21 protein-coding genes and 1 tRNA gene are annotated in these 26,785 nt (G+C 52.7%); 18 read left to right on the top strand and 4 right to left on the bottom strand.

Going from position 1 to position 26,785, the window contains the following annotated elements:
• The first annotated feature begins 14 nt into the window (after nt 1–14).
• The 15 genes from ftsH to HUF19_RS13580 all read left to right on the top strand — a co-directional run bounded on the left by ftsH (nt 15) and on the right by HUF19_RS13580 (nt 18,069).
• Complete coding sequence (gene ftsH, locus HUF19_RS13650; RefSeq protein ID WP_260997131.1) at nt 15–1,937, top strand: ATP-dependent zinc metalloprotease FtsH; 1,923 nt, start codon at nt 15–17, stop codon at nt 1,935–1,937.
• An 86-nt stretch (nt 1,938–2,023) separates the two neighbouring features.
• Complete coding sequence (gene folP, locus HUF19_RS13645; RefSeq protein WP_260997130.1) at nt 2,024–2,866, top strand: dihydropteroate synthase; 843 nt, start codon at nt 2,024–2,026, stop codon at nt 2,864–2,866.
• On the top strand, nt 2,859–4,193 hold the full coding sequence (gene glmM / locus HUF19_RS13640; RefSeq protein ID WP_260997129.1) for a phosphoglucosamine mutase: 1,335 nt from the start codon (nt 2,859–2,861) through the stop codon (nt 4,191–4,193). The genes folP and glmM overlap by 8 nt, the downstream gene beginning before the upstream one ends.
• Before the next feature lie 90 nt (nt 4,194–4,283).
• Entirely contained in the window at nt 4,284–5,024 is a 741-nt protein-coding gene (tpiA, locus tag HUF19_RS13635; protein WP_260997128.1) for a triose-phosphate isomerase, read from the top strand.
• An 8-nt stretch (nt 5,025–5,032) separates the two neighbouring features.
• On the top strand, nt 5,033–5,422 hold the full coding sequence (secG, locus tag HUF19_RS13630; RefSeq protein ID WP_260997127.1) for a preprotein translocase subunit SecG: 390 nt from the start codon (nt 5,033–5,035) through the stop codon (nt 5,420–5,422).
• Nucleotides 5,423–5,439: 17 nt separating this feature from the next.
• A tRNA-Leu gene (locus tag HUF19_RS13625) sits at nt 5,440–5,525 on the top strand.
• Between the two features lie 306 nt (nt 5,526–5,831).
• Complete coding sequence (gene rimP / locus HUF19_RS13620; RefSeq protein WP_260999512.1) at nt 5,832–6,239, top strand: ribosome maturation factor RimP; 408 nt, start codon at nt 5,832–5,834, stop codon at nt 6,237–6,239.
• Nucleotides 6,240–6,261: 22 nt separating this feature from the next.
• A complete protein-coding gene (gene nusA, locus HUF19_RS13615; protein ID WP_260997126.1) occupies nt 6,262–7,758 on the top strand; it encodes a transcription termination factor NusA in 1,497 nt (498 codons plus the stop codon).
• Between the two features lie 25 nt (nt 7,759–7,783).
• Complete coding sequence (gene infB / locus HUF19_RS13610) at nt 7,784–10,297, top strand: translation initiation factor IF-2 (protein ID WP_260997125.1); 2,514 nt, start codon at nt 7,784–7,786, stop codon at nt 10,295–10,297.
• Nucleotides 10,298–10,430: 133 nt separating this feature from the next.
• Nucleotides 10,431–10,844 carry a 30S ribosome-binding factor RbfA gene (gene rbfA / locus HUF19_RS13605; RefSeq protein ID WP_260997124.1) on the top strand — a complete coding sequence of 138 codons (414 nt, stop codon included), beginning with the start codon at nt 10,431–10,433 and terminating at the stop codon, nt 10,842–10,844.
• 3 nt (nt 10,845–10,847) lie between these two features.
• Nucleotides 10,848–11,792: a tRNA pseudouridine(55) synthase TruB gene (gene truB, locus HUF19_RS13600; RefSeq protein WP_260997123.1), complete on the top strand. Its 945-nt coding sequence runs from the start codon at nt 10,848–10,850 to the stop codon at nt 11,790–11,792.
• Between the two features lie 126 nt (nt 11,793–11,918).
• Nucleotides 11,919–12,188, top strand: a complete 270-nt coding sequence (gene rpsO, locus HUF19_RS13595) for a 30S ribosomal protein S15 (protein WP_145466093.1) — start codon at nt 11,919–11,921, stop codon at nt 12,186–12,188.
• 267 nt (nt 12,189–12,455) lie between these two features.
• A complete protein-coding gene (pnp, locus tag HUF19_RS13590; RefSeq protein ID WP_260997122.1) occupies nt 12,456–14,564 on the top strand; it encodes a polyribonucleotide nucleotidyltransferase in 2,109 nt (702 codons plus the stop codon).
• A gap of 287 nt (nt 14,565–14,851) precedes the next feature.
• Complete coding sequence (locus tag HUF19_RS13585; protein WP_260997121.1) at nt 14,852–16,006, top strand: hypothetical protein; 1,155 nt, start codon at nt 14,852–14,854, stop codon at nt 16,004–16,006.
• 188 nt (nt 16,007–16,194) lie between these two features.
• Nucleotides 16,195–18,069 carry an acetate--CoA ligase family protein gene (locus HUF19_RS13580; protein ID WP_260997120.1) on the top strand — a complete coding sequence of 625 codons (1,875 nt, stop codon included), beginning with the start codon at nt 16,195–16,197 and terminating at the stop codon, nt 18,067–18,069.
• A gap of 8 nt (nt 18,070–18,077) precedes the next feature.
• Here HUF19_RS13580 and HUF19_RS13575 read toward each other — a convergent pair whose 3' ends face one another.
• The 3 genes from HUF19_RS13575 to HUF19_RS13565 all read right to left on the bottom strand — a co-directional run bounded on the left by HUF19_RS13575 (nt 18,078) and on the right by HUF19_RS13565 (nt 20,990).
• Nucleotides 18,078–18,464, bottom strand: coding sequence for a hypothetical protein (locus tag HUF19_RS13575; RefSeq protein WP_260997119.1), 387 nt, complete (start codon nt 18,462–18,464; stop codon nt 18,078–18,080).
• A 192-nt stretch (nt 18,465–18,656) separates the two neighbouring features.
• Nucleotides 18,657–19,499: a PhzF family phenazine biosynthesis protein gene (locus tag HUF19_RS13570; protein WP_260997118.1), complete on the bottom strand. Its 843-nt coding sequence runs from the start codon at nt 19,497–19,499 to the stop codon at nt 18,657–18,659.
• Between the two features lie 120 nt (nt 19,500–19,619).
• Nucleotides 19,620–20,990 (bottom strand): MBL fold metallo-hydrolase, encoded by a 1,371-nt coding sequence (locus tag HUF19_RS13565; RefSeq protein ID WP_260997117.1) that lies wholly within the window; start codon nt 20,988–20,990, stop codon nt 19,620–19,622.
• 226 nt (nt 20,991–21,216) lie between these two features.
• Between HUF19_RS13565 and HUF19_RS13560 the strand changes: the two genes are divergently transcribed.
• From HUF19_RS13560 to HUF19_RS13550, 3 genes are all read left to right on the top strand, one after another.
• Nucleotides 21,217–22,734 carry a thymidine phosphorylase family protein gene (locus HUF19_RS13560; RefSeq protein ID WP_260997116.1) on the top strand — a complete coding sequence of 506 codons (1,518 nt, stop codon included), beginning with the start codon at nt 21,217–21,219 and terminating at the stop codon, nt 22,732–22,734.
• A gap of 77 nt (nt 22,735–22,811) precedes the next feature.
• Entirely contained in the window at nt 22,812–23,759 is a 948-nt protein-coding gene (locus HUF19_RS13555) for a ribose-phosphate pyrophosphokinase (RefSeq protein WP_260997115.1), read from the top strand.
• Nucleotides 23,756–26,182, top strand: a complete 2,427-nt coding sequence (locus HUF19_RS13550) for a phosphoketolase family protein (protein WP_260997114.1) — start codon at nt 23,756–23,758, stop codon at nt 26,180–26,182. The genes HUF19_RS13555 and HUF19_RS13550 overlap by 4 nt, the downstream gene beginning before the upstream one ends.
• A gap of 36 nt (nt 26,183–26,218) precedes the next feature.
• On the opposite strand, the gene HUF19_RS13545 is transcribed toward HUF19_RS13550, so the two are convergent.
• Complete coding sequence (locus HUF19_RS13545; RefSeq protein WP_260997113.1) at nt 26,219–26,707, bottom strand: hypothetical protein; 489 nt, start codon at nt 26,705–26,707, stop codon at nt 26,219–26,221.
• Nucleotides 26,708–26,785 lie beyond the last annotated feature (78 nt).

Here is a 26,785-nt window from a genome sequence, read left to right as displayed (position 1 = left end):
AGGTGGTGCCGGGTATGGCGAAGAATTTCATATTATGGGCGGTGATTGCAGCCGTTCTTATGATGGTGTTCAACAATTTCCAGAATGTGGGTCGGGGTAAGGAATATTCCTACTCAGAGTTCATTACTGCCGTGGAAAGCGGGCAGGTGGAAAAAGTCACTATCTCAGGTCAGACCATCTCCGGTATTAACAGCAGTGGTGAAGCTTTTGAGACTATCCTGCCTGTCTATGATGACAAGCTGATGGATACCCTGCTGAATAACCACGTTCAGGTGTTGGGTGAAAAACCTGAGAAGCAGGGCTTCTTCACGCAGTTGTTGCTGGCGTCATTGCCAATTCTGATCATTATCGCCGTGTTTATGCTGTTTATGCGCCAGATGCAGGGCGGCGGTGGCGGCAAAGGCGGTCCGATGGCGTTTGGTAAAAGCAAAGCCAAGCTGCTCAGCGAAGATCAGATTAAAACCACGTTTGAAGACGTTGCCGGCTGTGATGAGGCCAAAGAAGACGTAAAAGAACTGGTTGAGTTCCTGCGTGATCCGGGCAAATACCAGCGTCTGGGCGGTAAAATTCCACGTGGCGTACTGATGGTTGGTCAGCCGGGTACCGGTAAAACCCTGCTGGCAAAAGCCATTGCCGGTGAAGCGCGTGTGCCTTTCTTCTCCATTTCCGGTTCGGATTTCGTTGAGATGTTCGTCGGTGTTGGTGCATCACGTGTACGTGACATGTTTGATCAGGCGAAGAAACAGGCGCCTTGTATCATCTTTATTGACGAGATTGATGCGGTTGGCCGTTCCCGTGGTGTGGGCATCGGCGGTGGTAATGATGAGCGCGAACAGACCCTGAACCAGTTGCTGGTAGAGATGGACGGCTTTGAAGTTAACGATGGCATCATTGTTATTGCAGCAACCAACCGTCCGGATGTTCTTGACCCGGCGTTACTGCGTCCAGGTCGTTTTGACCGTCAGGTTGTGGTTGGCTTGCCGGATATCCGTGGTCGTGAGCAGATTCTGAATGTGCATATGCGCAAGGTTCCGGTAGCAGATGATGTGAATGCCTCCATTATTGCCCGTGGCACACCGGGATTTTCCGGTGCTGATCTGGCCAACCTGGTGAATGAGGCGGCGCTGTTTGCGGCCCGTTCAAACCGTAATCTGGTCACCATGGAAGAGTTCGAGAAAGCCAAGGATAAAATCCTGATGGGCGCCGAGCGTAAGACCATGGTGATGTCGGAAAAAGAAAAGACCAACACGGCTTATCACGAAGCAGGTCATGCCATTGTCGGTCGTCTGGTACCGGAGCACGACCCGGTTTATAAGGTGTCGATTATTCCGCGTGGCCGTGCTTTGGGTGTCACCATGTTCCTGCCGGAAGAAGATCGCCATTCCATCAGTAAGCGTGGTATCGAAAGCAATATCTGTTCACTCTACGGTGGTCGTATCGCTGAAGAGATGACTCTGGGCAAAGATGGTGTAACGACCGGTGCTTCCAACGACATTGAGCGAGCTACCAAGTACGCCCGCAACTATGTCACCAAGTGGGGCTTGTCGGAAAAACTGGGTGCGCAGCTGTATACCGAAGAGGAGCAGAATGGCTATCTCGGTTCTTCCGGTGGTGGTCAGATGTCTCATCTGTCGGACGAAACAGCACGTATTATCGATGCAGAAGTGAAGGAATTGCTGGATCGCTGTTATCAGCGTGCCGCTAATATTCTGGAAGAAAACCGCGATAAGCTTGAGCTGATGAAAGATGCATTAATGGAATATGAAACCATTGATGCGGATCAGATCGACGATATCATGGCCGGTAAAAAACCACGTCCGCCCAAGTCATGGAATGATAATGGTTCGGGTCCGGCTGCTCCTGCAGAAGAAAGCCATGATATGGCGCGCGATGCCGATGATGATGCGGTGGGCGATCCGGCCGGCGAGCGCAACTGATTCGCTTGGCTTACGCATAACAAAAAGGCGGCGCAAGCCGCCTTTTTGTTTCTGTTCGTATTTCCATTTGTCTACAGGATCTCTGCGTGAAATTTGTTTGCGGTAATCGCCAGCTTGATCTTTCTGTTCCCCGGGTGATGGGGATTCTTAATGTCACACCTGACTCATTTTCCGACGGCGGCCGTTTTACGGCTCTGGACAGTGCGCTGCGCCATGCCGAGCAGATGTTGAATGAAGGTGCGGCCTTGATTGATATCGGTGGTGAGTCGACCCGTCCAGGGGCTGCTCCTGTGAGTGAAACGCAGGAGCTTGAGCGGGTTGTGCCTGTGGTTGAAGCCATCGCACAGCGTCTGGATGTGGCTATCTCGGTCGACACCAGCAGCGCGGAAGTTATTCGTGCCAGTACTCAGGCTGGCGCACATCTGATTAATGATGTGCGTTCGCTGACCCGGTTCGGAGCGCTGGCGGCTGCCGTGGACTCCGGATTGCCGGTCTGTCTGATGCATATGAATGGTGAGCCGCAGGTGATGCAGGCCAGTCCGCATTATGAACTCCCTGTTGAAGAAGCGGTGGCTGAATATCTGGCGGAGCGTATTGCGGCTTGTGAGGCTGCAGGTATTGGTCGGGATAAATTGCTGCTGGACCCGGGCTTTGGCTTTGGTAAAACCTTTGAACACAACTTCCGGCTGCTCAACCGGCTTGAGCGCCTGCATGAGTTCGGTCTGCCATTACTTACCGGTTTATCACGTAAGCGTATGATCGGTGAAGCCAGTGGCAATGCCGTTGCTGATGAGAGGATTTCCGGAAGTGTGAGCGGTGCCGTGATCTGTGCTTTAAAAGGTGCGAAAATTATCCGCGTACACGACGTAAAACAAACAACAGAAGCATTGCGTGTAGTAATTGCCACTCAGAGGGAAGGGCATGTCTAGAAAGTATTTTGGCACCGATGGTGTCCGTGGTCGGGTGGGTGCCTATCCTATTACGCCGGAATTCGTTATGAAATTAGGCTGGGCGGCCGGCAAAGTTTTCGCTCAGCAGGGAAAAAGCCGTATTTTGATTGGTAAAGATACCCGTATTTCCGGCTATATGTTTGAGTCTGCGCTGGAGGCTGGCTTATCTTCGGCGGGGGTTGATATTGGTTTATTGGGGCCGATTCCTACGCCCGGCATTGCTTATCTCACCCGTACATTCCGCGCTCAGGCCGGTATTGTGATCAGCGCCTCGCATAATCCGTATTACGATAACGGCATTAAATTCTTTTCCGGTAATGGTGAAAAGCTGCCGGATGAAACTGAGCTGGCGATTGAATCCTGGCTCGACAAGCCGATGAGTTGTGTTGACTCGGCCCATCTGGGGAAAGCGGTGCGTATTAACGATGCCGCCGGACGTTATATCGAATTCTGCAAAGGTACGGTCAGCTCGCTGAATCTGCGCGGTCTGAAAATCGTACTTGATTGCGCCCATGGTGCGACCTACCAGATTGCGCCAGCGGTGTTTTCTGAACTGGGCGCGACGGTCATCACTATCGGTGCCCAGCCGGATGGTCTGAATATTAACGAAGGTGTCGGTTCTACCGAACCTGAAGCTTTACAGGCGCGGGTGCTGCAGGAGCAGGCTGATCTTGGCATAGCTTTCGATGGCGACGGCGACCGGGTCATGATGGTTGATCATCGTGGTGAGCTGGTTGATGGTGACCAGCTGCTGTTTATTATTGCCACCCACGCCAAAAATCAGGGCCGTCTGAATGGCGGAGTAGTCGGTACGCTGATGAGCAACCTCGGGCTGGAGCTCGGGCTGAAAGATCTGGGTGTCGATTTCCTGCGTGCTAAAGTCGGTGACCGTTATGTAATGCAGCTTTTGAACGAAAACGGCTGGCGCTTCGGCGGCGAATCATCCGGTCATTTGCTGTGTCTGGATGCCAATACCACCGGCGATGGTATTGTTGCAGCGTTGCAGGTGCTGCAGGCATTAAAAGACAGTGGCACCTCTCTGCATGAATGGCAGAAGCGCATGACGAAAATGCCGCAGGTAATGATCAACGTTAAGCGCAGCCGCGATGCTGATGTCATGAGTTTGCCGGAAATATCGCAGGCGATTGTTGCGACGGAAGAGAAGCTCGCCGGTCGTGGCCGTGTTTTATTGCGTCCGTCAGGTACCGAGCCGGTGGTGCGGGTGATGGTTGAAGGAGAAGACGCTGCTCTGGTGCAAACACTGACCGAAGAGCTGGCGGCCGTGGTTGAGCAGGCGCTGGCATAAGCCTGCTGAATTGCCCGGCAGGCGCGCTGTTGCTTGTCTCGCCGGGGCTTCTTAGATAGTATCTGCGCTCTTTGAATTTAGGGAGACGTCATGCGTCGTTTGTTGGTTGCCGGAAACTGGAAGATGAATGCCTCTGTGGCTATGACCCAGAGTCTGTTGTCGGAACTCCGTGCCGCTCAGATTGACCAGTGTGATGTTGCGGTTTTTCCGCCGTTTCCTTATCTGACACAGGCAGCAGAGCTGTTGTCAGGCAGCGATATCGCTTTGGGGGCGCAGAACTGCGCCACTGAAGAATCCGGAGCTTTTACCGGTGAAGTCGCCGCGCCGATGCTGGCCGATGTGGGTTGTGCTATGGCGCTTGTCGGTCATTCAGAGCGCCGCACCTTATATGGTGAAACTGACGAAACCGTGCTGGCTAAAACCCGGCAACTGCTGGACAACAATATAACGGCGGTTGTCTGTATCGGTGAAACGCTGGCGGAACGTCAGGCGGGTCAGGCCGAGGCGGTGGTTGCTCAGCAGCTGAAATTGTTACTGGAACAGCTGAATACTGCCCAGTGGCAACGCATTATTCTTGCTTATGAGCCGGTATGGGCCATTGGTACGGGTGAAACCGCTACGCCGGAACAGGCGCAGGCAATTCATGCGTTTATCCGTTCGCAGCTGCAGGTGCTGGGCGCGGATGTGGCGCAGGCAACACGAATTTTGTATGGCGGCAGTGTAAAAGCTGCCAATGCTGCGGAGCTTTTTTCGCAGCCTGATATTGATGGTGGTCTGGTCGGCGGTGCATCGCTCGACGCCACTGAATTTCTGGGAATCTGTCGGGCATAAGGTAAATTATGGAATCCATTATTCTGATCGTTCATATCGTGCTGGCTCTTGGCATCATTGGTTTTGTGATGCTGCAGCAGGGTAAAGGTGCCGACGCTGGCGCATCATTTGGCAGTGGAGCCTCCCAGACTGTGTTTGGCAGCAGTGGTTCAGGTAACTTCCTCAGCCGTACAACGGCCATTCTGGCGACTTTATTCTTCGTAACCAGTCTTGGTCTGGCGATTTATGCCAAGCAAAAGGCGCAGGGTGTCACTGATTTGGGAATTCCTAGTCAGGAAGTGATTGAAAAGCTTGAGAAAGATACCCCACTTGTGGAAGAATACGCGCCTTCCTCAGATGCACCCGAACTGGATGCATCAACCACTGATGAACCTGCCGTGGAAACCACTGGCAATTAAGGTAAATCAGTTTTAGTGCGGATGTGGTGGAATTGGTAGACACGCCATCTTGAGGGGGTGGTGAGCCTAGCTCGTGCGAGTTCGAGTCTCGCCATCCGCACCAATTATTCCGGGAAAGCGAACATGGTTCGCTTTTTCTGTTTAAAGCGCCTATAATGCGCGTGCTTTTAGAGAGCACTACTAAAAAGCCCCTCGAGTCAGGGGCTTTTTAGTAGTTGCTTTTCAGAAGCGATTCACGCCGGCAATGCCATGTGTGAGTCTCACAGGAATCTGCGGTAAACGTGGATTCCGGTCTGCATAAAGCAGTAGCGGACTGGGCACAACGTTGCCCAGTTTTTGTTTGTGGTGGGGGTAGTTTTTGGCAAAAGATACGCAATTAGCAGAGCTGTTGGCACCGGTAGTGGAATCCATGGGATTTACCTATTGGGGGCTGGAGTTTATTTCCCAGGGACGTCATTCCCTGTTGCGTGTTTTCATCGACCATGCCGATGGCATTCTTGTCGACCATTGTGCGGAAGTCAGCCGACAGCTGGGCGCCGTACTCGATGTAGAAGATCCGATCGCGCAGGATTACACGCTGGAAGTTTCGTCCCCGGGGATGGATCGTCCGCTATTCACACTCGAACAATTCCAACAATATGCCGGCCACATTATTGATGTGCGTCTGCGTATGCCCTTTGAAGGGCGCCGAAAATACAAAGGCCAGTTAATTGGTGTTGAGCAGGAAGATGTCGTAATCGTCGTTGACGATCACGAATATTTACTGCCGATTGAACTGATTGATAAAGCCAATGTTGTTCCACAATTCAAGGACTAAGGTTGCAGAGCGAGGCTAGAAGATGAGCAAAGAAATTCTCCTGGTCGCGGAAGCGGTATCCAACGAAAAGGGCGTTTCAAAAGAAATTATTTTTGAAGCAATTGAGTCAGCCCTGGCAGCGGCCGCCAAGAAGCGCTACGAAGATGAAGAAGCCACTATCCGTGTGGATATTGACCGTAAAACCGGTGATTACCAGACCTTCCGCAGTTGGTTGGTGGTCAGCAATGATGTGGTTCCGGGGCTGGGCGATGAGCTGACCCTGCAGGAAGCACACGAAATCGATACCAATCTGCAACCTGGCGACACTTACGAAATCGAAATCGACAACCCTGACTTCGGCCGTATCGCCGCTCAGGCTGCGAAGCAGATTATCGTACAGAAAGTCCGCGAAGCAGAACGTGCGCAGATTGTTGATCAGTACCAGCACCGTGTTGGTGAACTGATTAACGGTACTGTTAAAAAAGTGACACGCGATAACGTTATCGTCGATCTGGGTAATAACGCTGAAGGTCTGCTGCCGAAAGATCAGCTGATTGGTCGCGAAATTATGCGTATGGGTGATCGTGTGCGTGCCATTCTGCATGCCGTACGTCCGGAAAACCGTGGTCCGCAGCTGATGCTGAGCCGCACCATTCCGGAAATGCTGATCGAACTGTTCCGCATTGAAGTACCGGAAATTGCCGAAGAAGTTATCGAAATTAAAGGTGCGGCCCGTGATCCGGGTTCCCGTGCAAAAATTGCGGTAAAAACCAACGACAAACGTATCGACCCGGTTGGTGCCTGTGTGGGTATGCGCGGTGCGCGTGTTCAGGCAGTGACCAACGAACTGGGTGGAAACGAGCGTATCGACATCGTGCTGTGGGATGACAATCCGGCACAGCTGGTGATTAACGCCATGGCTCCGGCCGATGTAGCGTCGATCATTATGGATGAAGAAACCAACACTATGGATGTTGCTGTTGCTTCCGACAATCTGGCCCAGGCCATTGGTCGTGGCGGTCAGAACGTACGTCTGGCTTCCGAGCTTACCGGCTGGGAAATCAACGTGATGACTGAAGAAGAAGCATCCGAGAAACAGAATGAAGAAGCCTCCGGCTTTATCGAAGGATTTATGAAATCCCTCGATCTGGACGAAGACTTCGCCACCCTGCTGGTTGAAGAAGGTTTCACCACGCTGGAAGAAGTGGCTTACGTGCCAATGGAAGAGATGCTGAGCATCGACGGTCTGGATGAAGACGTGGTTACCGAACTGCGCAACCGCGCTAAAGACGTACTGCTGACTCAGGCCATTGCTTCCGAAGAAAAACTGGAAAATTCCCAGCCGGCAGATGATCTGCTGAACATGGAAGGAATGGAGAAGCACCTGGCACTGGTTCTGGCAAGTAAAGGCATTTGTACGATGGAAGATCTGGCCGAGCAATCCATCGATGACCTGTTGGACATTGAACAGATGACTGAAGAAAAAGCGGCGGAATTGATTATGACCGCACGCAAGCCCTGGTTTGAGGGCAACGACTAACCACTGCTCGGCATAGGAGAAACGTATGGCAGATGTAACAGTTAAAGAACTCGCCGACGTGGTAGGGACAAGCGTTGAACGCTTATTGTCCCAAATGAAAGAAGCGGGGTTGCCACAAACCGCAGCCAGTCAGTCTGTTTCTGATGATCAGAAACAAACTTTGCTGCTTTTTCTGAAGAAAAGCCATGGTGAAGCAGCGGCAACGCCGAACAAAATTACGCTGAAGCGTAAAGTCACCACGACCCTGAAAACGGGTCAGGGTGGCAAGAAAGCCGTCGCCATTGAAGTTCGTAAAAAACGCACGTATGTAAAACGCGAAGAGCTGGATCTGGAAGCTGAAAAAGCCAAAGAAGAAGCAGCGCGTGCTGAAGCCGCCGCTCAGGCTGCTGAAGCTGTAGCAGCTCCGGCTGCAGAAGAGGCTCCGGCAGCCGTTGTTGCTGAGGCACCTGCCGCAGCCGAAGCGCCGGCCGCAGAAGCTGCTGAAAAGCCAGCCGCTAATGCCAAGCCTGCTGCTAAAGCCAAGCCTGCTACCGTCGAAGAAGACGCAGCACAGAAACGTGCTGAAGCTGAAGCTGCTCAGGCTCGTCAGGAAGAAAACCGTAAAAAGTCGAATAAAACCGTCGACAAAAAACGTGTTGATCTGCGTGAAAACAGCCGCTTCACCGATGGTGGTGAGGATGATCGCAACCGTTCACGTCGTGGCGGCAAGGGCAAGATGAAAGGTGGCCGTGGCCGTCAGCAGTCTGCCAATGAGCACGCGTTTACCCGTCCGACCGCACCAGTAGTTCACGAAGTAGAACTGCCGGAAGCCATTACCGTTGCTGATCTGGCAGCGAAGATGGCGGTTAAAGCCGGTGAAGTGATCAAGACTCTGATGAAAATGGGCGTTATGGCGACCATTAACCAGATTCTGGATCAGGACACAGCCACTCTGGTGGTTGAAGAAATGGGTCACAAAGTGACCAAGCTGATTGCTGATAACGCACTGGAAGTGGCCGTTACCGAATCCGTTTCTTACGATGGTGATGAGCAGCCACGTGCACCGGTAGTTACCGTAATGGGTCACGTTGACCATGGTAAAACCTCGCTGCTCGACTATATCCGTCGTACCCGGGTGGTATCCGGTGAGGCCGGTGGTATTACTCAGCACATTGGTGCTTACCACGTAGAAACCGATCACGGCATGGTGTCCTTCCTGGATACCCCGGGACACGCCGCGTTTACTTCGATGCGTGCCCGTGGTGCTCAGTCCACCGACGTTGTCATCCTGGTGGTGGCTGCGGACGATGGTGTGATGCCGCAAACCGAAGAAGCCGTTCAGCATGCGAAAGCGGCGGGCGTGCCAATCGTTGTTGCCATCAACAAAATGGATAAAGAGTCCGCCGACCCTGAGCGTGTGAAGAGCGAACTGTCCGCCCGTGACGTATTGCCGGAAGACTGGGGCGGTACCGTTCCGTTTATCCCGGTATCTGCGCACACCGGTCAGGGTATTGATGATCTGCTTGAAGCGGTTCTGCTGCAGGCCGAAATTCTGGAGCTTAAAGCGCACTTTACCGGTCCTGGTCAGGGTGTTGTGGTTGAATCCCGTCTGGATAAAGGACGTGGTCCGGTTGCCACTCTGCTGGTGCAGAACGGTACGCTGAAAAAAGGCGACATTGTTCTGGCGGGTACCTGTTACGGTCGCGCCCGTGCACTGCTGGACGAAAATGGTCAGCAGGTTAATGGTGCAGGCCCATCCATTCCGGTTGAGATTCTCGGCCTGAACGGTACTCCGGAAGCCGGTGATAACTTCATGGTTGTTGAAAGCGAGAAGAAAGCCCGTGAAGTGGCTGAATTCCGTGAAAACAAAATGAAAGAACTGGTACAGCAGCGTCAGCAGGCAGCCAAGCTTGATGCCCTGTTCAGTGGTATGGGTGAAGGTCAGGTTGCTAACCTCAACGTGGTTGTTAAAACCGACGTACGTGGTTCGCTGGAAGCCATTGTGGCCTCCCTGCAGAAACTGGCGACCGACGAAGTACGCGTAAACGTCGTATCTTCCGGTGTTGGTGGTATCACCGAAACCGACGCGACCCTGGCGGTTGCTTCTGGTGCGGTTATGTTCGGCTTCAACGTTCGTGCGGATAACGCAGCGAAGAAAGTGGTCGAGAATAACGGCGTGGATATGCGCTACTACAGCGTGATTTACGATCTGCTGGACGACGTTAAACAGGCTATGGCTGGTCTGCTGGCGCCGGAACTGCGTGAAGAAATCACCGGTATTGCTGAAGTCCGTGATGTCTTCAACTCACCGAAATTCGGCCAGATTGCCGGCTGTATGGTGATTGATGGTGTTGTTTACCGTCACAAGAAGATCCGCGTACTGCGCGACAACGTTGTGGTCTATGAAGGCGAGCTGGAATCCCTGCGCCGCTTCAAAGATGACGTTGCCGAAGTACGTCAGGGTATGGAATGTGGTATCGGTGTGAAGAACTATCAGGACGTCCGTCCGGGCGACCAGATCGAAGTGTTCGATGTACGTGAAATTGCCCGTACACTCTGATCTGCACCAGCACCTGTAACGGGCCTTCGGGCCCCGACAGCAAAGCCCGGCTCCGTGTCGGGCTTTGCTGTCTCTGACAGACCAGCGCCAGAGCTGTACACATGCCTGCCGCTGGGTAACAGAGGATTTAAATATGCCAAAAGATTACAGCCGTACCTCGCGCCTGGGTGAACAGATTCAGCGCGATCTGGCTCATATGATTCAGTTTGAGATGAAAGACCCGCGTCTGGGTATGGTCACACTGAACTACGTAAAAGTTGCCAAAGACCTGGGCTATGCCGACATCTACTTCACTGTGATGGGCGCCAAAGGCGAGACTGATGCCGAAATCCGCAAACAGACTTCAGCCATTCTGAACGATGCCGCCGGTTACCTGCGTAACGAACTGGCGCGTATTATGCGCACCCGCATTACGCCGCACCTGCGTTTTCATTACGATGAGAGCATGGATCGTGGTCACCACCTGACCGGCCTGATCAGGAAAGCGCTGGAAGAAGATAAAGCCCATCATCAGGATGATGCCGACTCATCTGACAATCAGGGCTGATACATGGCGCGTGGAAAAAAAGGCCGTGCGGTCAGCGGCATTCTGGTGGTCAATAAGCCGCTGGGACTGTCTTCCAATCAGGTGCTGCAACGGGTGAAATTCCTGTTCGGCGCCCAGAAAGCCGGGCATACCGGTGCTTTGGACCCGCTGGCCACCGGCGTACTGCCGATCTGCCTGGGCGAGGCGACCAAGTTTTCACAGCTGTTGCTGGAGTCTGACAAAGGCTACGACACCACCGCGCTGCTGGGCGAAATCCGCTCCAGCGGTGACGGCGAAGGCGAGGTGATTGCGACCGCCGAAGTGCCGCCGCTGACTAACGCCGAAGTGGAAGCGGTGCTCGATCGTTTCCGTGGCGCTGTCGAGCAGGTGCCGCCGATGTTTTCAGCGCTGAAGCTCGATGGCAAGCCGCTGTATGAGCTGGCGCGTCAGGGTATGAGTGAAGAAGATATCCGTGCGGTCGCTGAGAAAAAGCGCCGCATCATCACCATCTATGAACTGCTGCTGCGCGAACAGCGTGCCACCGAGCTGGATCTGTCGGTGCGTTGCTCAAAAGGCACCTATATCCGCACACTGGTGGAAGATATCGGTCAGGCGATTGGTTGCGGCGCTTATGTCAGTAAGCTGCACCGCACTCTCTGCGGGCCTTACCATGCAGGGCAGATGGTCACGCTGGAGCAGGTGCAGGAAGCGGCTGAACAGGGACATGACGCACTGGATGCGTTACTGCTGCCGACCGAAACCGCTTTGCCCGACTGGCCGGAAGTGGCTCTGACACTGGCGGAAGCGGATAAAATCCTGCATGGACAGCCAGTCAGTACTGGCCTGCCCGCCAGTCCTTCTGTACAATTGTGGGCCGTTGAATCAGGCGTCCGGCAATTGCTTGGCATTGGCCGCATTGAAGAAGGCAAGGTAAAACCACAGCGTTTGCTGCAGGTAACACTGCCTTAACCGGAAGTTTTGCTTTAACCGTCGCCATCAGGCGGCACGCATCTCACTGTTAATGTGCACGGTGACGATGATCATATAATCCCGGACTTCTACAGATGTCCGCGCACATTCATGGAGTAAGTAAAGATGGCATTAACTGCTGCTACTAAAGCTGAGATTGTAAAAGAGTATCAAACTGCTGAAGGCGATACCGGTTCTCCTGAAGTTCAGGTTGCACTGCTGACCCACAACATCGTTGGTCTGCAGAGCCACTTCAAAGAACACGGTAAAGATCACCACTCACGTCGTGGTCTGATCCGCATGGTTAACCAGCGTCGTAAGCTGCTGGACTACCTGAAGCGTAAAGATGCTGCCCGTTACACCGCACTGATCGGTCGTCTGGGTCTGCGTCGCTAAGATCTCAAGCTTGCAGCAAAAGCCCTACGGGGCTTTTGTTGTATCTGGCCAGTCAGGCTATCCTGTTCTGCTTCTGCGGAATAACAACTACCTGCCAAGCTGTGGTGCCAACCCCACTATTCACAGGAATGTGGTGGTGCTTCTAAATATTGGCTTTGCGCACGCATCGTTCTGCTCCGGCAAGACAGCGTCTGTCAGAGCAGAGTTAATATTTAGAAGTACCGGCAGTCAGCAGGTTTATCGGTAAATTTAAGGAAATACGAATACATGAGCACAAAACCTGTTGCTAAGACCAAAACCTTTCAATTCGGTAACGACACCATCACCCTGGAAACCGGCCGTGTAGCCCGTCAGGCCGATGGCGCAGTACTGGCAACTCTGGGTAAAACCCAGGTGCTGGCCACTGTTGTTGCTGCCAAAAGCACTAAACCAGGCCAGGATTTCTTCCCGCTGTCTGTTCACTACCAGGAAAAAATGTACGCCGCTGGCCGTATTCCTGGTGGCTTCCTGAAGCGCGAAAGCCGCCCTTCAGAAAAAGAAACCCTGACTTCCCGTCTGATCGACCGTCCTATCCGTCCGCTGTTCCCGGAAGGTTTCATGAACGAAGTTCAGGTTATCCTGACCGTTATGTCTTCTGAAAAAGAAGTGGACCCGGATATCTGCGCCATGATCGCCACCTCTGCTGCTCTGGCAGTATCCGGTGTGCCGTTCAATGGTCCTATCGGTGGTGCCCGCGTTGGCTTCACTGAAGAAGACGGCTACATGCTGAACCCAACCCAGACCCAGATGCAGGATTCCCTGCTGGACATGGTTGTAGCCGGTACCAAAGACGCTGTGCTGATGGTTGAATCCGAAGCTCAGGAACTGACCGAAGACGAAATGCTGGGTGCGGTATTGTTCGCTCACACCGGTTTCCAGTCTGCGATCACCGCCATCAACGAGTGGGTTGAAGAGCTGGGTGTACAGAAGTGGGACTGGACTGCCGAAGCCAAAAACACCGCGCTGTACGAAGCGGTTAAAGCCGAAGCGGCCGCTGGTATCGGTGAGGCTTACACCATCTCCGATAAAATGGCCCGCTACGCCCGTCTGGACGAAGTGAAAAAAGCCGCCGTTGAAAAACTGGCTGCTGGCGAAGGCGAAGAAGGTTTCTCCGCTGACGAAATCGCCGAAATGGTTGGCGAGCTGAAGTACGAAGTCGTACGTAACCGCGTGATCGATGGCCAGCCACGTATCGACGGTCGTGATAACGACACCGTACGCCCACTGACCATCGAAACCGGTGTACTGAAAACCACCCACGGTTCAGCCATCTTCACCCGTGGTGAAACTCAGGCCATCGTTGTTACCACTCTGGGTTCAACCCGTGATGCACAGATGATCGACTTCCTGCACGGTGCGAAAGACGATCCGTTCCTGTTCCAGTACAACTTCCCTCCATACTCTGTGGGTGAAGCTGGCCGTCTGGGCGCGCCTGGCCGTCGCGAAATCGGTCATGGCCGTTTAGCCCGTCGTGGTATCCAGGCGATGATGCCTAGCCATGATGAATTCCCGTACACCATTCGTGTGGTATCGGAAATTACTGAATCCAATGGTTCTTCTTCCATGGCTTCTGTGTGTGGTGCTTCCCTGTCTCTGATGGACGCCGGTGTACCGATCAAGGCGCCTGTTGCCGGTATCGCTATGGGTCTGATCAAAGAAGGCGACAAGTTTGCCGTTCTGACCGATATCCTGGGTGACGAAGATCACCTCGGCGATATGGACTTTAAAGTGGCCGGTACTGACGAAGGTATCACTGCTCTGCAGATGGATATCAAGATCGAAGGTATCACCGAAGAAATCATGGAGATCGCTCTGGAAAAGGCCAAAGCTGCGCGCTTTACCATCCTTGAGCAGATGAACACCGTGATTGCTGAGCCACGCAAAGAACTGGCGGAAAATGCTCCGACCATGTCGACCATGAAGATCCCGTCTGACAAGATCCGTGACGTGATTGGTAAAGGTGGCGCGACCATCCGTGATATCACCGAGAAGACCGGTGCGTCTATCGACATCAACGACAACGGCGAAATCAAGATCTTCGCTGCTGGCAAAGAAGCGTCTGATGCTGCCCGTCAGATGATTGAAGCCATCACGGCTGAAATCGAAGTAGGTACCACCTACACCGGTAAAGTCAGCAAGATCGTTGATTTCGGTGCCTTCATTACCGTTCTGCCTGGTAAAGATGGTCTGCTGCATATCTCCCAGATCAGCGAAGACCGCGTAGAAAACGTGTCTGACTTCCTGACCGAAGGTCAGATCGTTAACGTACACGTTGCCGATGTCGATCCTAAAGGTCGTATCAAGCTGACCATGAAAGGTATTGAGCAGCCTGCTTAATTCTTTCTGAGTTAAAAAAAACCGCCCCGGTGCAAGCCGCGGCGGTTTTTTTGTGTCTGCACAGCTAAAATGCGCCAAAAACCTCTGCTCTTGGTTTACTTTTGTACAAACGTAAATGTTATAATACACACCGTTTCAAAAAGCATTCTTAAGTTACGATTATGATTCTTGCTTTTTGTTTTTAAGTATGATGATCGTCGTTGCCGGGTGAAGTTGTACTGGTACGAAAGGATTCTGTATCTGGCGGCATCAGATGCTGCACGTTAAATGATTCTAATGGAGATAATATGAATAACTGGAAACAAAAATCGTCCTGGCTGGCCGTTGCGGGTGCTTCTCTGGTACTGGCCGCCTGTGGTGGCGACTCTTCTTCTTCCGATGGTCTGTCTCTTAAGCCACTGGCTTACAACGGTGTTGAGACTCCGGCTAGCATCACCGACAACAATTACGAAGCCATTGCAGAAGAAACCCATAATGTTGTGCTGGCTATGCTGGCGGGTAATGATTTGCAGCAATTTGGTGCTGGTCCAATGGGACCTATGAGCGTTTCTAAAGCGGTCGCGGATATTCAGGCTGCTGCGTTGGCTGCTCCTGCTCCTACTGGAGAAGCATCTGGTGGTGAGGAATGGTCTAGCACTGAACGTGTAGTTCTGGACGGTGAATGTGGCGGTACTGTTGAATCGGAGTTCACCGAAACTGAAAAGTCAACATACTCCGAAGATTTTCGCTCTGAAAGCTCTGGTGTATCAGGTGAAGACTTCAGCGTTGAAATGAGCGCCGTATTCCGCGATTACTGTACCTATATGGATGATGATGTCACCGAAATTGTTATCAATGGTAAGTCTTCCGGTGGCTTCAGCAACTCCGAAAAAGAAGATTATGCTGCTCAAACCCGCACCGCTGATGGGCAGGGCAAGGTTTCTGGCAAGCTGAGTGTGCTGGTTGATGGCGAAAAATTCACCGTTGAAACGGCATCGAGCAGCCGTTATCACGCTGACAGAACCAAGGTTGCTATAGGTGAAGACTCATACCGTTACGAATACAACCCTGACACCTTTATTGATGAGACCTATGCGGTTGTTCAGGTATCTGGTAGCGGTGTTGCCGGTAAGTACACTTACAATGAAACCTGTGAAGTGGACCCTGAAGATCTGAGCGATATCGATTGTACCGACTCTACGGTGATCAATGCCGGTGGCCTGAACTATAAGATCGAAGGGGGTATCTATAGCGGCAGCATCAACGCAACCATCTATCTGCCTGAATACGGTTCTGTCGGTGTTAGCCATGCTGGTTCAGTGCCAGCGCTGTGCGATGATTACTCTGGCTTCGGAAGTGGTGGTCTGAGCATCAACAGCGGCGACGTTACCATCAGCTACTCAGGTTGTGCAGCGGAGCCCGTTGTTACCCGTGGCGGTGTCAGTGAAGTAATGGTGCGCTGATCCGGCATCATTGAAAAAGCGCAGCCTGGCTGCGCTTTTTTTTGCCTGAAACTTTCTGCTGTTCAGTTCAGTTCTGGGCAGAACCTTTGGCAGTGATGCCCGCCGAACGGTTTTAGTATATTTAACAGCATTGTTCTCCACTTAGGCTGTGTAATAAGCAGGTCAGAGATTTTTATCCGGAAATAATAATGAATAGAGTATCAAGCTGGGAAATTACCTCGCCCCTGTCTCTGATGACAGGCTATGCCTTTGGCAGTCGTCATATGACCATGCGTGTCAGCATGCGGATAACAGCGCTTAACCCACAGCAGCTGAACCGAGTCTGTCACTGGTTGCGTGAGTCAGTGGGTATTTCTCCGGATATTCAGCAAAGACAGAACAATGCCGAACAGAGTCTGGATGTATTTCTGAATATTCTGTATCAGTTCCAGCAGGCTCAGGGGTTTCCTTTATGTGAATCCGGTATTCATCAGGCATTACCTTCCGGTGAAGTACGCTTGTTTATTCCTGTGCACCGTGGTGCCTTTGCGTTATTGGCTAACCTTTTCCAGTGTGTAGTGCAGATATTTAATGAGGTTCTGCAGGGAAAAATAAGTGCGCAAATGGCAGGTGAACTTAAAAATATCAGTACGGCAATGCAGCGTTTTGCTCCGGCCACCGGCAATATCCGCAGTTTTATGGCAGCAGCCTTTGCTGAAGGTATTCCTTTGCAGCGTTTGCCGGGAATGGCGATTCTTTATGGTCAGGGTACGCGCGGCCGTTTACTCGACAGTTCGCTTACCGACCGAACGCCGGGAATAGCCTGTCAGCAGGCACGCAATAAACCGGTTGCGTCTGAGATATTGCGTGTATATGGCTTGCCTGTTCAGGCTCATAAAGTTGCTGATAATATCCCGGCGGCATTGGCAGCGGCAGAAACAATCGGTTATCCGGTTGTGGTAAAGCCTGTGGATCTGGATCGCGGCGAAGGGGTGGCCGCTGATCTGAGAACGCCGCAGCAGGTAAAGGAAGCCTGTCAGACGGCGTTATCCTTGTCGAAACATCTGATGATTGAGAAACATTTTTACGGCAGGGATTATCGTATTACGGTGTTGGATGGCCGTGTCATCTGGTGTGTTGAGCGGGTTCCTGGAGGGGTAATGGGTGATGGTGTCAGTACTATTACTCAGCTGACTGATCAGCTTAACCGTGATCCGGAGCGCAGCGACAACAGCTACTCACCGCTGAAAATACTACAGCTGGATGACGAAGCCCTGACGCTGCTGGCTCAGGAAGGTATGACGACGGAATCGGTGCCGTCAGCAGGGCAGTTTATCCGGCTGCGTCGTATCAGCAATATCACCCGGGGTGGGGTTCCGGTTGCTGTAACCGATCAGATTCATCCGGATAACCGCCGTTTAGCGGAACGGGCTGCCGCGGTATTACGCCTTGATTTCGCCGGCGTTGATTTATTAATTCCTGATATCCGCAAGTCCTGGCGCGAAAGCGGAGCGGCCATCTGTGAAGTGAACGCGCAGCCGACCATTGGTAATTACACCGCCGCCCATCTGTACGGAGAAATCCTGCGGCATATGCTGCAGGGGAATGGCCGGATTCCGCTGATACTGGTTGGCGGAAAAAACAGCGGTGAATATGCCCGTGATATTGGCAGGGCACTGGCGGCGGCCGGTTATAGCAGTGGTGTTTATGATGGTCAGGATATAACCATTAATGGTGAACATGCTGAAGCGCTGGCAGCGGATGTATTTACTGCCGGCAGACTGCTGGTTATGGACCCTTCCGTTGGTGCGGTGGTGCTGGCATTAACGGATGCATCGGTGGCGGAGCGTGGTTTGCCTTTCCAGCGCTACGACGTACTGGTGACTGACAGCGCTTTTGCAGCAGAAAATCAGGCGTTGCTTGATATGATTCTGCCGGCCTGTGATGGACGTATTCAGAGCCTTAATGGTCATGAGGATTTTCATGGTCTGGCGGCAGGTGTGGTTGTGTCGGAAGCCTCTGCATTTCATGCAGAAGATGTGGTCGCCTTACTGCAAGACTGTCCTGGCCTGGATGTTTCCTGAGATAGTTTTCAGGCCTGAATATCAATAAAGCGTCCGCGGCGGGATGTGCCGTCGCCTGCTGAGGTATTCAGGAAGGCCTGTATTTCAGGCCGCTGCGAATCACTGACAAGGCTGCGTGCGCTGATGGAGGTGCCCGCATTGTCATCATCGCGCACGGGCAGATATTCAGCTGTCGCGGCGCCTTGAGCAGCGGTGCTGCGTGTATCGCTGTCGGCGCGGGCACGGAAACGCTGACTGTCTTCCCTGTCGTTTATTCTGGCGCTCTTTTCAACTGCTTCGGTTGCAGGGATGTCCGGCTTTTTCAGCGGGGCTGGTGCTGCAACGCCAGCAGGCTTCTGCGGGCTGACAGGGCCGCTGTTATAGCCAGTGAAAGCGGTTGAAGACGGGATGTTCATGCAGGGGATCTCACAGATTCTGAGCGCGTAAGAGCTACTATAGCGACAGATTTATGCGGCGTCAGATGCGTTGTTGATTAAATCAGCGGAATATCCTGTCACGATTCTGTGTAAGCATGACACGATCGGATCGTGACAAAAATATGCCGGATTATTACTCTGCAAAAGCGCCATTAAATCGTTCTTTATCGTTCAGGCGCTGTCACCCGGCAGGCTGAATTCACCTTTCATATAAGCAAAGCAGCGCCCGGCAATCAGTACCCGGTCGTGTTCCAGCTGCAATATGGCATCGCCGCCACGGGCCGAGCATTGCCAGCCCCTGAGCCGGGTTTTGCTCAGTCTGTCGCTCCAGTAGGGGGTCAGTGTGCAGAAGGATGAACCGGTTACCGGATCTTCATCGAGGCCCTGACGCGGGGCAAAAAAGCGGCTGACAAAGTCATAGCTTTCGCTGTCACTGCGGGCGGTTACCATGACGGCGAAAGTATCCAGCTGGCTGAGCAGTGTCAGATTGGGTTGGCAATCATGCAGTGCCTGTTCATTTTCCAGTTCGACCAGCATATCGCGGGCATTGCAGATGGCGACCACCTTCTGGCCCAGAGCCTGCTCCAGCTGTTGCTGCAGTAGCGGATTGTTAATCATCTGACCCGGGCGCGCCGGAAAATCCAGCTGTAATAACGGCGTTTCATGGTCATTGCTGCGCAGGGCGCGTACGGTCAGGTTGCCGGCTTCCTGAGTGGAGAACGGAATAATTTCGCGCAGATCCTGCAGTTCATTACGGATTACCCAGGCGGCGGCCAGCGTTGCGTGACCACAGAGGTCGACTTCGGTTGTCGGAGTGAACCAGCGGATATGATAAATCCCCTCACTGCTTTTCACGAAAAAAGCAGTTTCAGACAGATTGTTTTCTGCGGCGATGGCCTGCATCTGTTCTTCGCTTAACCATTCTCGCAGCGGAACAATGGCCGCAGGATTACCACTGAAGCCGTTAACAGACTGGCGGATAAAAGCATCGATTTTATAAACGGGATAACGCATACGGATTTACCGGCGATGTATGTAATACCGATAGTAACAGGCCTGTCAGTGATGTGGCATCGTTCGTATGGGTGTAAAAGTGCCAAAAAGCAGCCGGCTGACCGGCTGCTGTATCTGATTTTAATCCAGTAAGGCAATATCCAGATATTCGGGCACTTCCACATCCCAGTTAAACTCGTCTTTTAAGTGCCGGCGCATGGCATCGGCTGCACAGGTCTCACCGTGGGTAATAAAGACTTTGCGTGGTTTGCCAGGCATTTTCTTCAGCCAGTCCGATATTTCCACATAATCGCCATGGCTGGATAAGGCCTGAAGATTAGCGATTTCAGCCTGAACCTGACAGTACTGACCATGAATTTTAATATGATCAGCACCTTTGGTCAGGCTGTCACCACGGGTTCCGGCGGCCTGATAGCCAAGAAATAAAATGCTGTTGCGCGGATCGGATACCAGTGCCTTCAGATGATGCAGAACGCGTCCGCCGCTGGCCATACCACTGGCAGAAATAATAATGGCCGGTGTTTTCTTTTCTACCAGAGCGATAGATTCTTCGGTGGTTTTTACATAGATGGTCATATCATCCATTCGGCTGCAGTCATCTTCTGTCAGTTTATGCAGGTCGTGATGACTGAAGAAAATTGAGGTAGCGCGGATAGCCATCGGGCTGTTCAGATAAACCGGCAACGATGGAATTCGTTGCTGATCACGCAGGCGCTGCAGGTAATGTAAAACTAGCTGCGCACGACCAACGGCAAAAGCCGGCATTAACACAATGCCACCACGTTTATAGGTGCGGTTAATGACATCGGCGATGGCTTCTTCGGCATCAATTTCTTCGTGGCGGCGGTCGCCATAGGTTGACTCAACCACCAGATAATCAGTTGCGGGCAGAGGCTGTGGCGGATACATAATGGCATCGTTACTGCGGCCAACATCACCGGTAAACGTAATGCTTTTACCCTGAAATTCCAGCCTGATCGATGTTGCGCCAAGAATATGTCCGGCGGGAATAAACTGTGCGGTCATACCACCGGGCAGAGTCAGGGTTTCTCCCTGAGGAACATCTTTAAATTGCTTCAGAACTTTGCGTGCGTCTTCTTCGGTGTAAAGTGGTTCTGCCGGATCATGCTTTGAAAATTTCTTTTTATTGGCATAACGCGCGTCTTCTTCCTGCAAAAAGCCAGCATCGGGAAGCAGCACTTTGCACAAGGCATGGGTCGCTTCGGATGAATAAACCGGGCCATGAAAGCCGCGTTTCATTAATGCCGGTAAAAAACCGGAGTGGTCGATATGAGCATGGGTCAGTAAGACGGCATCAATCTGGTCGGCAGGAAAAGGCAGTTCGCTCCAGTTGCGGCGGCGTACATTTTTGATTCCCTGAAATAAACCGCAATCAATCAGCAGTTTGTAGCGGTCATATTTGACCAGATATTTTGACCCGGTGACGGTGCCGGTAGCGCCGATAAACTGAACCTGAAACGGACTCTGCATAGGGAATTCCTTGCGAAACACAGGTCATTCTTCAGCAGAGGTTATCTGTTTTTTGCCCCGTTGCTGTATGAATACCCCGGTGCTTCCTTGATCGTGTGTGAAGTGAAAAATCATTCTGTCAGATATAACAAAGTATAGGAAACGCTGTCAGAGCAATCGTTGATTTACCGCAAGGTGGCCGGGTGCCGGCGGGCCTACACTGGACACTGCTAAACAGGGTGGATTTATGGATACTCAGCTCGATTTTCTGCATCTGCGCCGGCTCGGCATTAATACCCATCAGGAGCCGGTGGTTTATATGCGTCAGGATTGTCAGGTGGCAATTTCTGAGGGATTTTACGCGCACAGCCGGGTCGAGGTTCACTGTGGCGAACAGCACGTTATCGCTACGCTGGTACTGGTCTGCAGTGAGCTGTTATCCCATGAAGAAGCTGGCCTGTCAGAAGCGGCCTGGCACCGGCTTGGATGCCCGGCCGATGGCGAGAAGGCGCGTTTTCACCATGCCCGCCCGGTCGAGTCGATGTCCTTTGTGCGCGGTAAGCTCTACGGCCAGCGCTTCAACAATGAGTCTGCAAAAGCCATTATCGAAGATATCAAAGCCGGCCATTACAGCGATATTCAGTTGTCTGCTTTTGTCACCGCCTGCGCCGGCGACCGCCTTGACCTTGATGAAACCATTGCCATTACCCGCGCAATGGTTGGCAGTGGCCAGCGTTTTGACTGGTCATCCGACAAAGTGATGGACAAACATTGTGTCGGCGGTCTGCCGGGCAACCGCACGACGCCAATCGTGGTCGCCATTGTTGCGGCCAATGGTCTGCTGATGCCGAAAACTTCCAGTCGTGCCATTACCTCGCCGGCAGGAACCGCTGACACCATGGAGAGTATGACCAGCGTTGCCCTGACTTTTGAACACATGCGCAACGTAGTGGAACAGGAAGGTGGCTGCCTTGCCTGGGGTGGTTCAGTCAGTCTCAGTCCGACCGACGATATTGTGATCCGCGTTGAGCGTGCGCTGGATCTTGACAGCGAAGGCCAGCTGGTGGCCTCGGTCATTTCGAAAAAAGTCGCCGCCGGCTCGCGTCAGGTATTAATCGATATCCCGGTTGGCCCGACCGCCAAGGTGCGTTCTCAGGCAATGGCTCAGACGCTGAAGCAATTACTGGAAAAAACCGGTGCTGCTCTGGGTATGGATGTACGTACGGTTATTACTGATGGTAATCAGCCTATTGGCCGTGGTATCGGCCCTGCGCTGGAAGCGCGGGATATCCTGCAGGTGCTGCGCAATGACGGCCATGCACCGCAGGACCTGCGGGAAAAATCCCTGCAGCTGGCCGGTATTCTGCTGGAAATGGGTGAAAAAGCCGCACCCGGTCAGGGCTATGCTCTGGCACAACGCACGCTGCTGGACGGCAGTGCAATGAAAAAATTCGAAGCTATCTGTATGGCGCAGGGCGGTTTCAGCGAACCGCCGGTGGCGGAATTTACCCATTGTATCCGCGCCCCGCACAGTGGTGTGGTTGCCTACTTTAATAACCGCTTTATTGCCCGCCTGGCATCCCTTGCCGGGGCGCCGAATGCCAAGGCCGCCGGTATTGAATTACACGTTACGCTCGGCGACGAAGTCGAAGCCGGAGCGCCGTTATTTACCCTGCACGCGGAAGCGCCGGGTGAGCTGGCGTATGCGCTGGATTTTCTTGATGGTCACACCGATGTTATCCGCATCGAAGAACAGATGGTTTAAAACAATGAGGAGTCCGGTGCAGAGGCTGTTTTTCTGCCCACGGATTCCCGTCTGATAAAACGACAGGCAGAAACACTATGACAACACATCTTCTCTGCCTTGACGGGCATGAGTCGCTGGCACAATCGCTGGCACAACAACTCGGCCAGGCAGGTACCGAAACCCGGCTGCTGGCTCTGGAAAGCCGGCATTTTCCCGATGGTGAGTTGTATTTTAATTTACCGGATATTGTTCAGGGCGATGATGTCATTGTGCTTTGTCATCTGCATCAGCCCAGTGATAAAACCCTGGCGCTGTGGTTTATGGCGCGTCATCTGCGGGAATTTGGTGCGCGCTCCATCGGCCTGGTCGCGCCTTACCTTGCGTATATGCGTCAGGATATCCGCTTTAAACCCGGCGAATGCTTAACCTCAAAATATTTTGCCGAACTGATTAATCAGAGCTTTGACTATTTAATTACCATTGATCCGCATCTTCACCGCTATCACAGCCTGAGCGAAATTTATTCCATCCCGGCGCAGGCACTGCATGCTACCGACAGTATCGGCCAGTACCTGAAACAGAATGTGAACAAACCGCTGGTAATAGGCCCGGATGAAGAAAGTGAACAGTGGGCAAAAGACGTGGCTCAGGTAGCCGGTTGTGATTATCTGGTATTGCGCAAAACCCGCAGTGGTGATCGCGATGTTGCCATTCATATACCGGACGTACATGCCTATGCCGATCATCAGCCGGTATTGGTCGACGATATTATTTCTACCGGCCGTACCATGCTGCGTACCGCCGATGAGCTGGTGGCTCAGGGCCTGAATAAGCCGTTGTGCATTGGTGTGCATGCTGTATTTGCACCGGGCGGTCATGGTGTGGCATCTGCCGATGAAGAAATGCGTGCCGGGCCGATTGCCGGTATCGCTACCTGTAACTGTATTCCACATCCAACCAACCGTATTGATATCAGCCCGTTATTGGTACCGGCCATTCAGCAGATGCTGCAAACGATCACCGCTTCGGGAGAGACATTATGAGTCTGAATCTGTATCAGGAACTGAGCGAACGCTATAAAACTCAGGAAATCGAAGCGGAAGCACGCAGTCACCGTGAATACGATAAAGATTTTGCCGCCTGGGCCGCCGGGTGTGGTGTTATTAAACATACCGCAGCCACCCAGCTGCAGGTGTTTGAACTGGCAACCACCTTGCTGGAAGCCGGTCTGATCAGCAGCAAAGCCGAGTGCTACCGCAAACTGACGGCTCTTGATCAGTTGACCAATCAGGCTATGTGGCTGGTCGTGCATATGACCTATGCCAAACATATTTATCTCGATGGCCGTGATTTAACCGCCGATGATTTTAAACGCGATCCGCAGGGGCATACCGGTGGCTCGCTGAATATGGTCCCGGCTTATGCTGCGTTGCTGGCGGTTAACAGCTTAACCGGCCAACACCGCGACTGGCTGATGGGGCAGGGCCACTGCGTGGCGGCCATTGATGCCGTGCAGTTGTTATCCGGTACAGCTTTGCCGGAACGGAAAAAACAATATCCGTTAACCGATGAAGGCTTAAGCCGTTTTGCACAGGATTTTTATAATTACCGTGTACGCGCCGACGGCAAACCGCTGTCACCATTAGGCAGTCACGTTAACGTTCATACTGCCGGGGCAAAAATCGAAGGTGGTTATTTAGGTTTTGCTGGTTTGCAGTATGTGCATCAGCCATTACCGGGCGAGCGTCTGGTCGCTTTTTTAAGTGACGGTGCCTTTGAAGAACAGCGCGGCAGCGACTGGGCAGCACGCTGGTGGCGGGCGGAAGACAGCGGTCTGGTCAGCCCGGTAATGATTGCCAATGGTCGTCGTATTGACCAGCGCACAACGGTGGCACAGCAGGGCGGCAGTGCCTGGTTTATGGAGCATCTGAGCAATCAGGGCTTTGCTCCTTTTGTTATTGATGGCCGCGATCCGGCGGCCTTTGTCTGTGCCATTTATTTTATGGAACAGCATTTAAGCCATGCCGCCGCGACCGTTGCCAGTGGTGCAGCACGTTATCCGATCCCACTGCCTTATTGTATTGCGGAAACTATTAAAGGTTACGGCTTTCCCGGTGCCGGAACCAACGCTGCCCACGGTCTACCATTAGGCAGTAATCCGCGTCGTGATAACGAAGCACTGAACTTTTTCCACCGTGGAGTCAAAGCACTGTGGCAGGAAGAAAATCAATGGCGTGCTGCGGTGGCCGAATTAACTCAGCCAAAAGCACCGCTGCAACCGGTTGCCGTAACGATTAACCGCCATGATCCGCACTGGTTAAAAGAATCACTGGCACCGATGGCAGCGATTGATAATTACTTTGTCGATCTGGTGGAAGTGAATCCGCATTTACGGGTTCGTGTCGGCAATCCCGATGAATTACGCTCTAACCGCATGAACCAGACGCTGGATTTATTAAAGCACCGCGTCACCGACCCGGAAGAAGGCGTTGCCGAAGCGGTTGATGGCAGCGTCATTACCGCACTGAATGAAGAGGCGGTGGTCAGCGCCTGCCTGGCCAACCAGTCGGGTCTGAATATGGTGGTTTCTTACGAAGCCTTTGCCACCAAAATGCTGGGAGCTTTACGCCAGAGTATTATTTTTTCCCGCCATCAGAAAGAAGCCGATGAGCCCGCTTCGTGGCTGGGCATACCGGTAATTTCTACGTCGCACGTCTGGGAAAATGGTAAAAACGAACAAAGCCATCAGGACCCGAGTCTGGCTGAAAGCCTCTTGGGTGAAATGGCCGATATGGCGCGTGTGGTTTTCCCGGCCGACGGCAATTCTGCGATGGCATCTTTAAAAGCCTGTTACGGTGATCTGGGTACAATCTGGAATCTGGTGGTTCCCAAATCCACCATGCCTGCTGTGTTTGATGGCAAACAGGCCGCTGCTCTGGTACAGGACGGAGCCATTTGCGTGCGTGGAAACTGTGCTTCCGATCTGCAGCTGGTGGCCTGCGGTGCATTCCAGTTACAGCAGGCATTAAAAGCATCCGACCGGTTAAAAGAAAAAGGCGTGGCTCACTCGCTGATTTATCTGCTGGAGCCAGGCCGTTTCCGTATTCCGCGTGATGAATTTGAGCAGAATATTCAGGCCGACCCACAGGTGCTGGATTCATTATTCCCGGCACGGGTACAGCAACGGGTATTTATGGTGCATACCCGCCCGGAAGTTATTCTTGGGCATTGTCGTATGCTGGATCTGGGGCCGCGGCGCACTGTGGCACTCGGCTATATTAATCAGGGCGGCACACTGGACAGTGAAGGCCTGCTGTTTGCCAACCGCTGTACCTGGGCTGATGCTCTGGCGGCGCTGGCCAGACTGAGTCAGCGTGATCCGCTGGAATGGTTAAGTGCAGAAGAGTGGGCCGCTATTCGCGGTGAAGGTGATCCGTACGATGTTATTAAGCATCCGTATCCGTAATAAAAAGGGAAGCAATGCTTCCCTTTTTTATTGTAATTATTCTGTTTTTCTCAGACTCTCACCCAGCTCACGCACACTGCGTTTACCGTTAATATGGCGTACGTAGTACAAGGCTTCTCGCGGAATAGTTTTACTGCCCGGCGCAATCTGCCAGTCGCAGCTTAAATGGGCGTTACTCATTACCAGCATTTCCATCAGCTCTTCAACGTCGTCGGCGGCAATATCGACACTGTACTCATCGCTGCGGCGAATCAGCATATTACCTTCACCGATGCCTGACATGCCGCCAATCATCAGCAGACCGTCGTCATTGGTACAGAAGCTGACAAACATATCCAGTGGTGCGGCTTTGCCTACGGGTAATTCAAACAGATAGTGGTATTCGTGATAGCGGGAAAACTCGCTGACGGGTAAATCCCAGACAAAACGGGGTTCTTCGTTGACGGCGGTCGTCGTGGTGCAGGCGCTGAGAGAAAAAACCAGTGCCATAGCGCTGATGTTCAGCAGCGTGGAGCGGGCGCTCATAAAATAATACTCTTGTTAACAATTCGACAGCCGCTACTTTGCCCTGCATGCCTGATGGCTGCAAGCTATGCCTTTGTC

Origin of the sequence: Thalassolituus hydrocarboniclasticus (genome assembly GCF_025345565.1) — a bacterium.
In the GTDB taxonomy this organism is placed as follows: Bacteria; Pseudomonadota; Gammaproteobacteria; order Pseudomonadales; family Oceanobacteraceae; genus Venatoribacter; species Venatoribacter hydrocarboniclasticus.
The sequence above is the reverse complement of the archived record's forward strand: the minus strand, read 5'-3'. Positions and strand labels throughout refer to the sequence as shown.

Coding starts and splice junctions, on each gene's coding strand:
- HUF19_RS13585 (WP_260997121.1), top strand. CDS start 14,852: ATGAATAACTGGAAACAAAAATCGTCCTGGCTGGCCGTTGCGGGTGCT.
- rbfA (WP_260997124.1), top strand. CDS start 10,431: ATGCCAAAAGATTACAGCCGTACCTCGCGCCTGGGTGAACAGATTCAG.
- secG (WP_260997127.1), top strand. CDS start 5,033: ATGGAATCCATTATTCTGATCGTTCATATCGTGCTGGCTCTTGGCATC.
- rpsO (WP_145466093.1), top strand. CDS start 11,919: ATGGCATTAACTGCTGCTACTAAAGCTGAGATTGTAAAAGAGTATCAA.
- pnp (WP_260997122.1), top strand. CDS start 12,456: ATGAGCACAAAACCTGTTGCTAAGACCAAAACCTTTCAATTCGGTAAC.
- HUF19_RS13545 (WP_260997113.1), bottom strand. CDS start 26,707: ATGAGCGCCCGCTCCACGCTGCTGAACATCAGCGCTATGGCACTGGTT.
- ftsH (WP_260997131.1), top strand. CDS start 15: ATGGCGAAGAATTTCATATTATGGGCGGTGATTGCAGCCGTTCTTATG.
- HUF19_RS13575 (WP_260997119.1), bottom strand. CDS start 18,464: ATGAACATCCCGTCTTCAACCGCTTTCACTGGCTATAACAGCGGCCCT.
- HUF19_RS13560 (WP_260997116.1), top strand. CDS start 21,217: ATGGATACTCAGCTCGATTTTCTGCATCTGCGCCGGCTCGGCATTAAT.
- HUF19_RS13580 (WP_260997120.1), top strand. CDS start 16,195: ATGAATAGAGTATCAAGCTGGGAAATTACCTCGCCCCTGTCTCTGATG.
- rimP (WP_260999512.1), top strand. CDS start 5,832: ATGGGATTTACCTATTGGGGGCTGGAGTTTATTTCCCAGGGACGTCAT.
- HUF19_RS13570 (WP_260997118.1), bottom strand. CDS start 19,499: ATGCGTTATCCCGTTTATAAAATCGATGCTTTTATCCGCCAGTCTGTT.
- HUF19_RS13555 (WP_260997115.1), top strand. CDS start 22,812: ATGACAACACATCTTCTCTGCCTTGACGGGCATGAGTCGCTGGCACAA.
- truB (WP_260997123.1), top strand. CDS start 10,848: ATGGCGCGTGGAAAAAAAGGCCGTGCGGTCAGCGGCATTCTGGTGGTC.
- HUF19_RS13565 (WP_260997117.1), bottom strand. CDS start 20,990: ATGCAGAGTCCGTTTCAGGTTCAGTTTATCGGCGCTACCGGCACCGTC.
- glmM (WP_260997129.1), top strand. CDS start 2,859: ATGTCTAGAAAGTATTTTGGCACCGATGGTGTCCGTGGTCGGGTGGGT.
- nusA (WP_260997126.1), top strand. CDS start 6,262: ATGAGCAAAGAAATTCTCCTGGTCGCGGAAGCGGTATCCAACGAAAAG.
- tpiA (WP_260997128.1), top strand. CDS start 4,284: ATGCGTCGTTTGTTGGTTGCCGGAAACTGGAAGATGAATGCCTCTGTG.
- infB (WP_260997125.1), top strand. CDS start 7,784: ATGGCAGATGTAACAGTTAAAGAACTCGCCGACGTGGTAGGGACAAGC.
- HUF19_RS13550 (WP_260997114.1), top strand. CDS start 23,756: ATGAGTCTGAATCTGTATCAGGAACTGAGCGAACGCTATAAAACTCAG.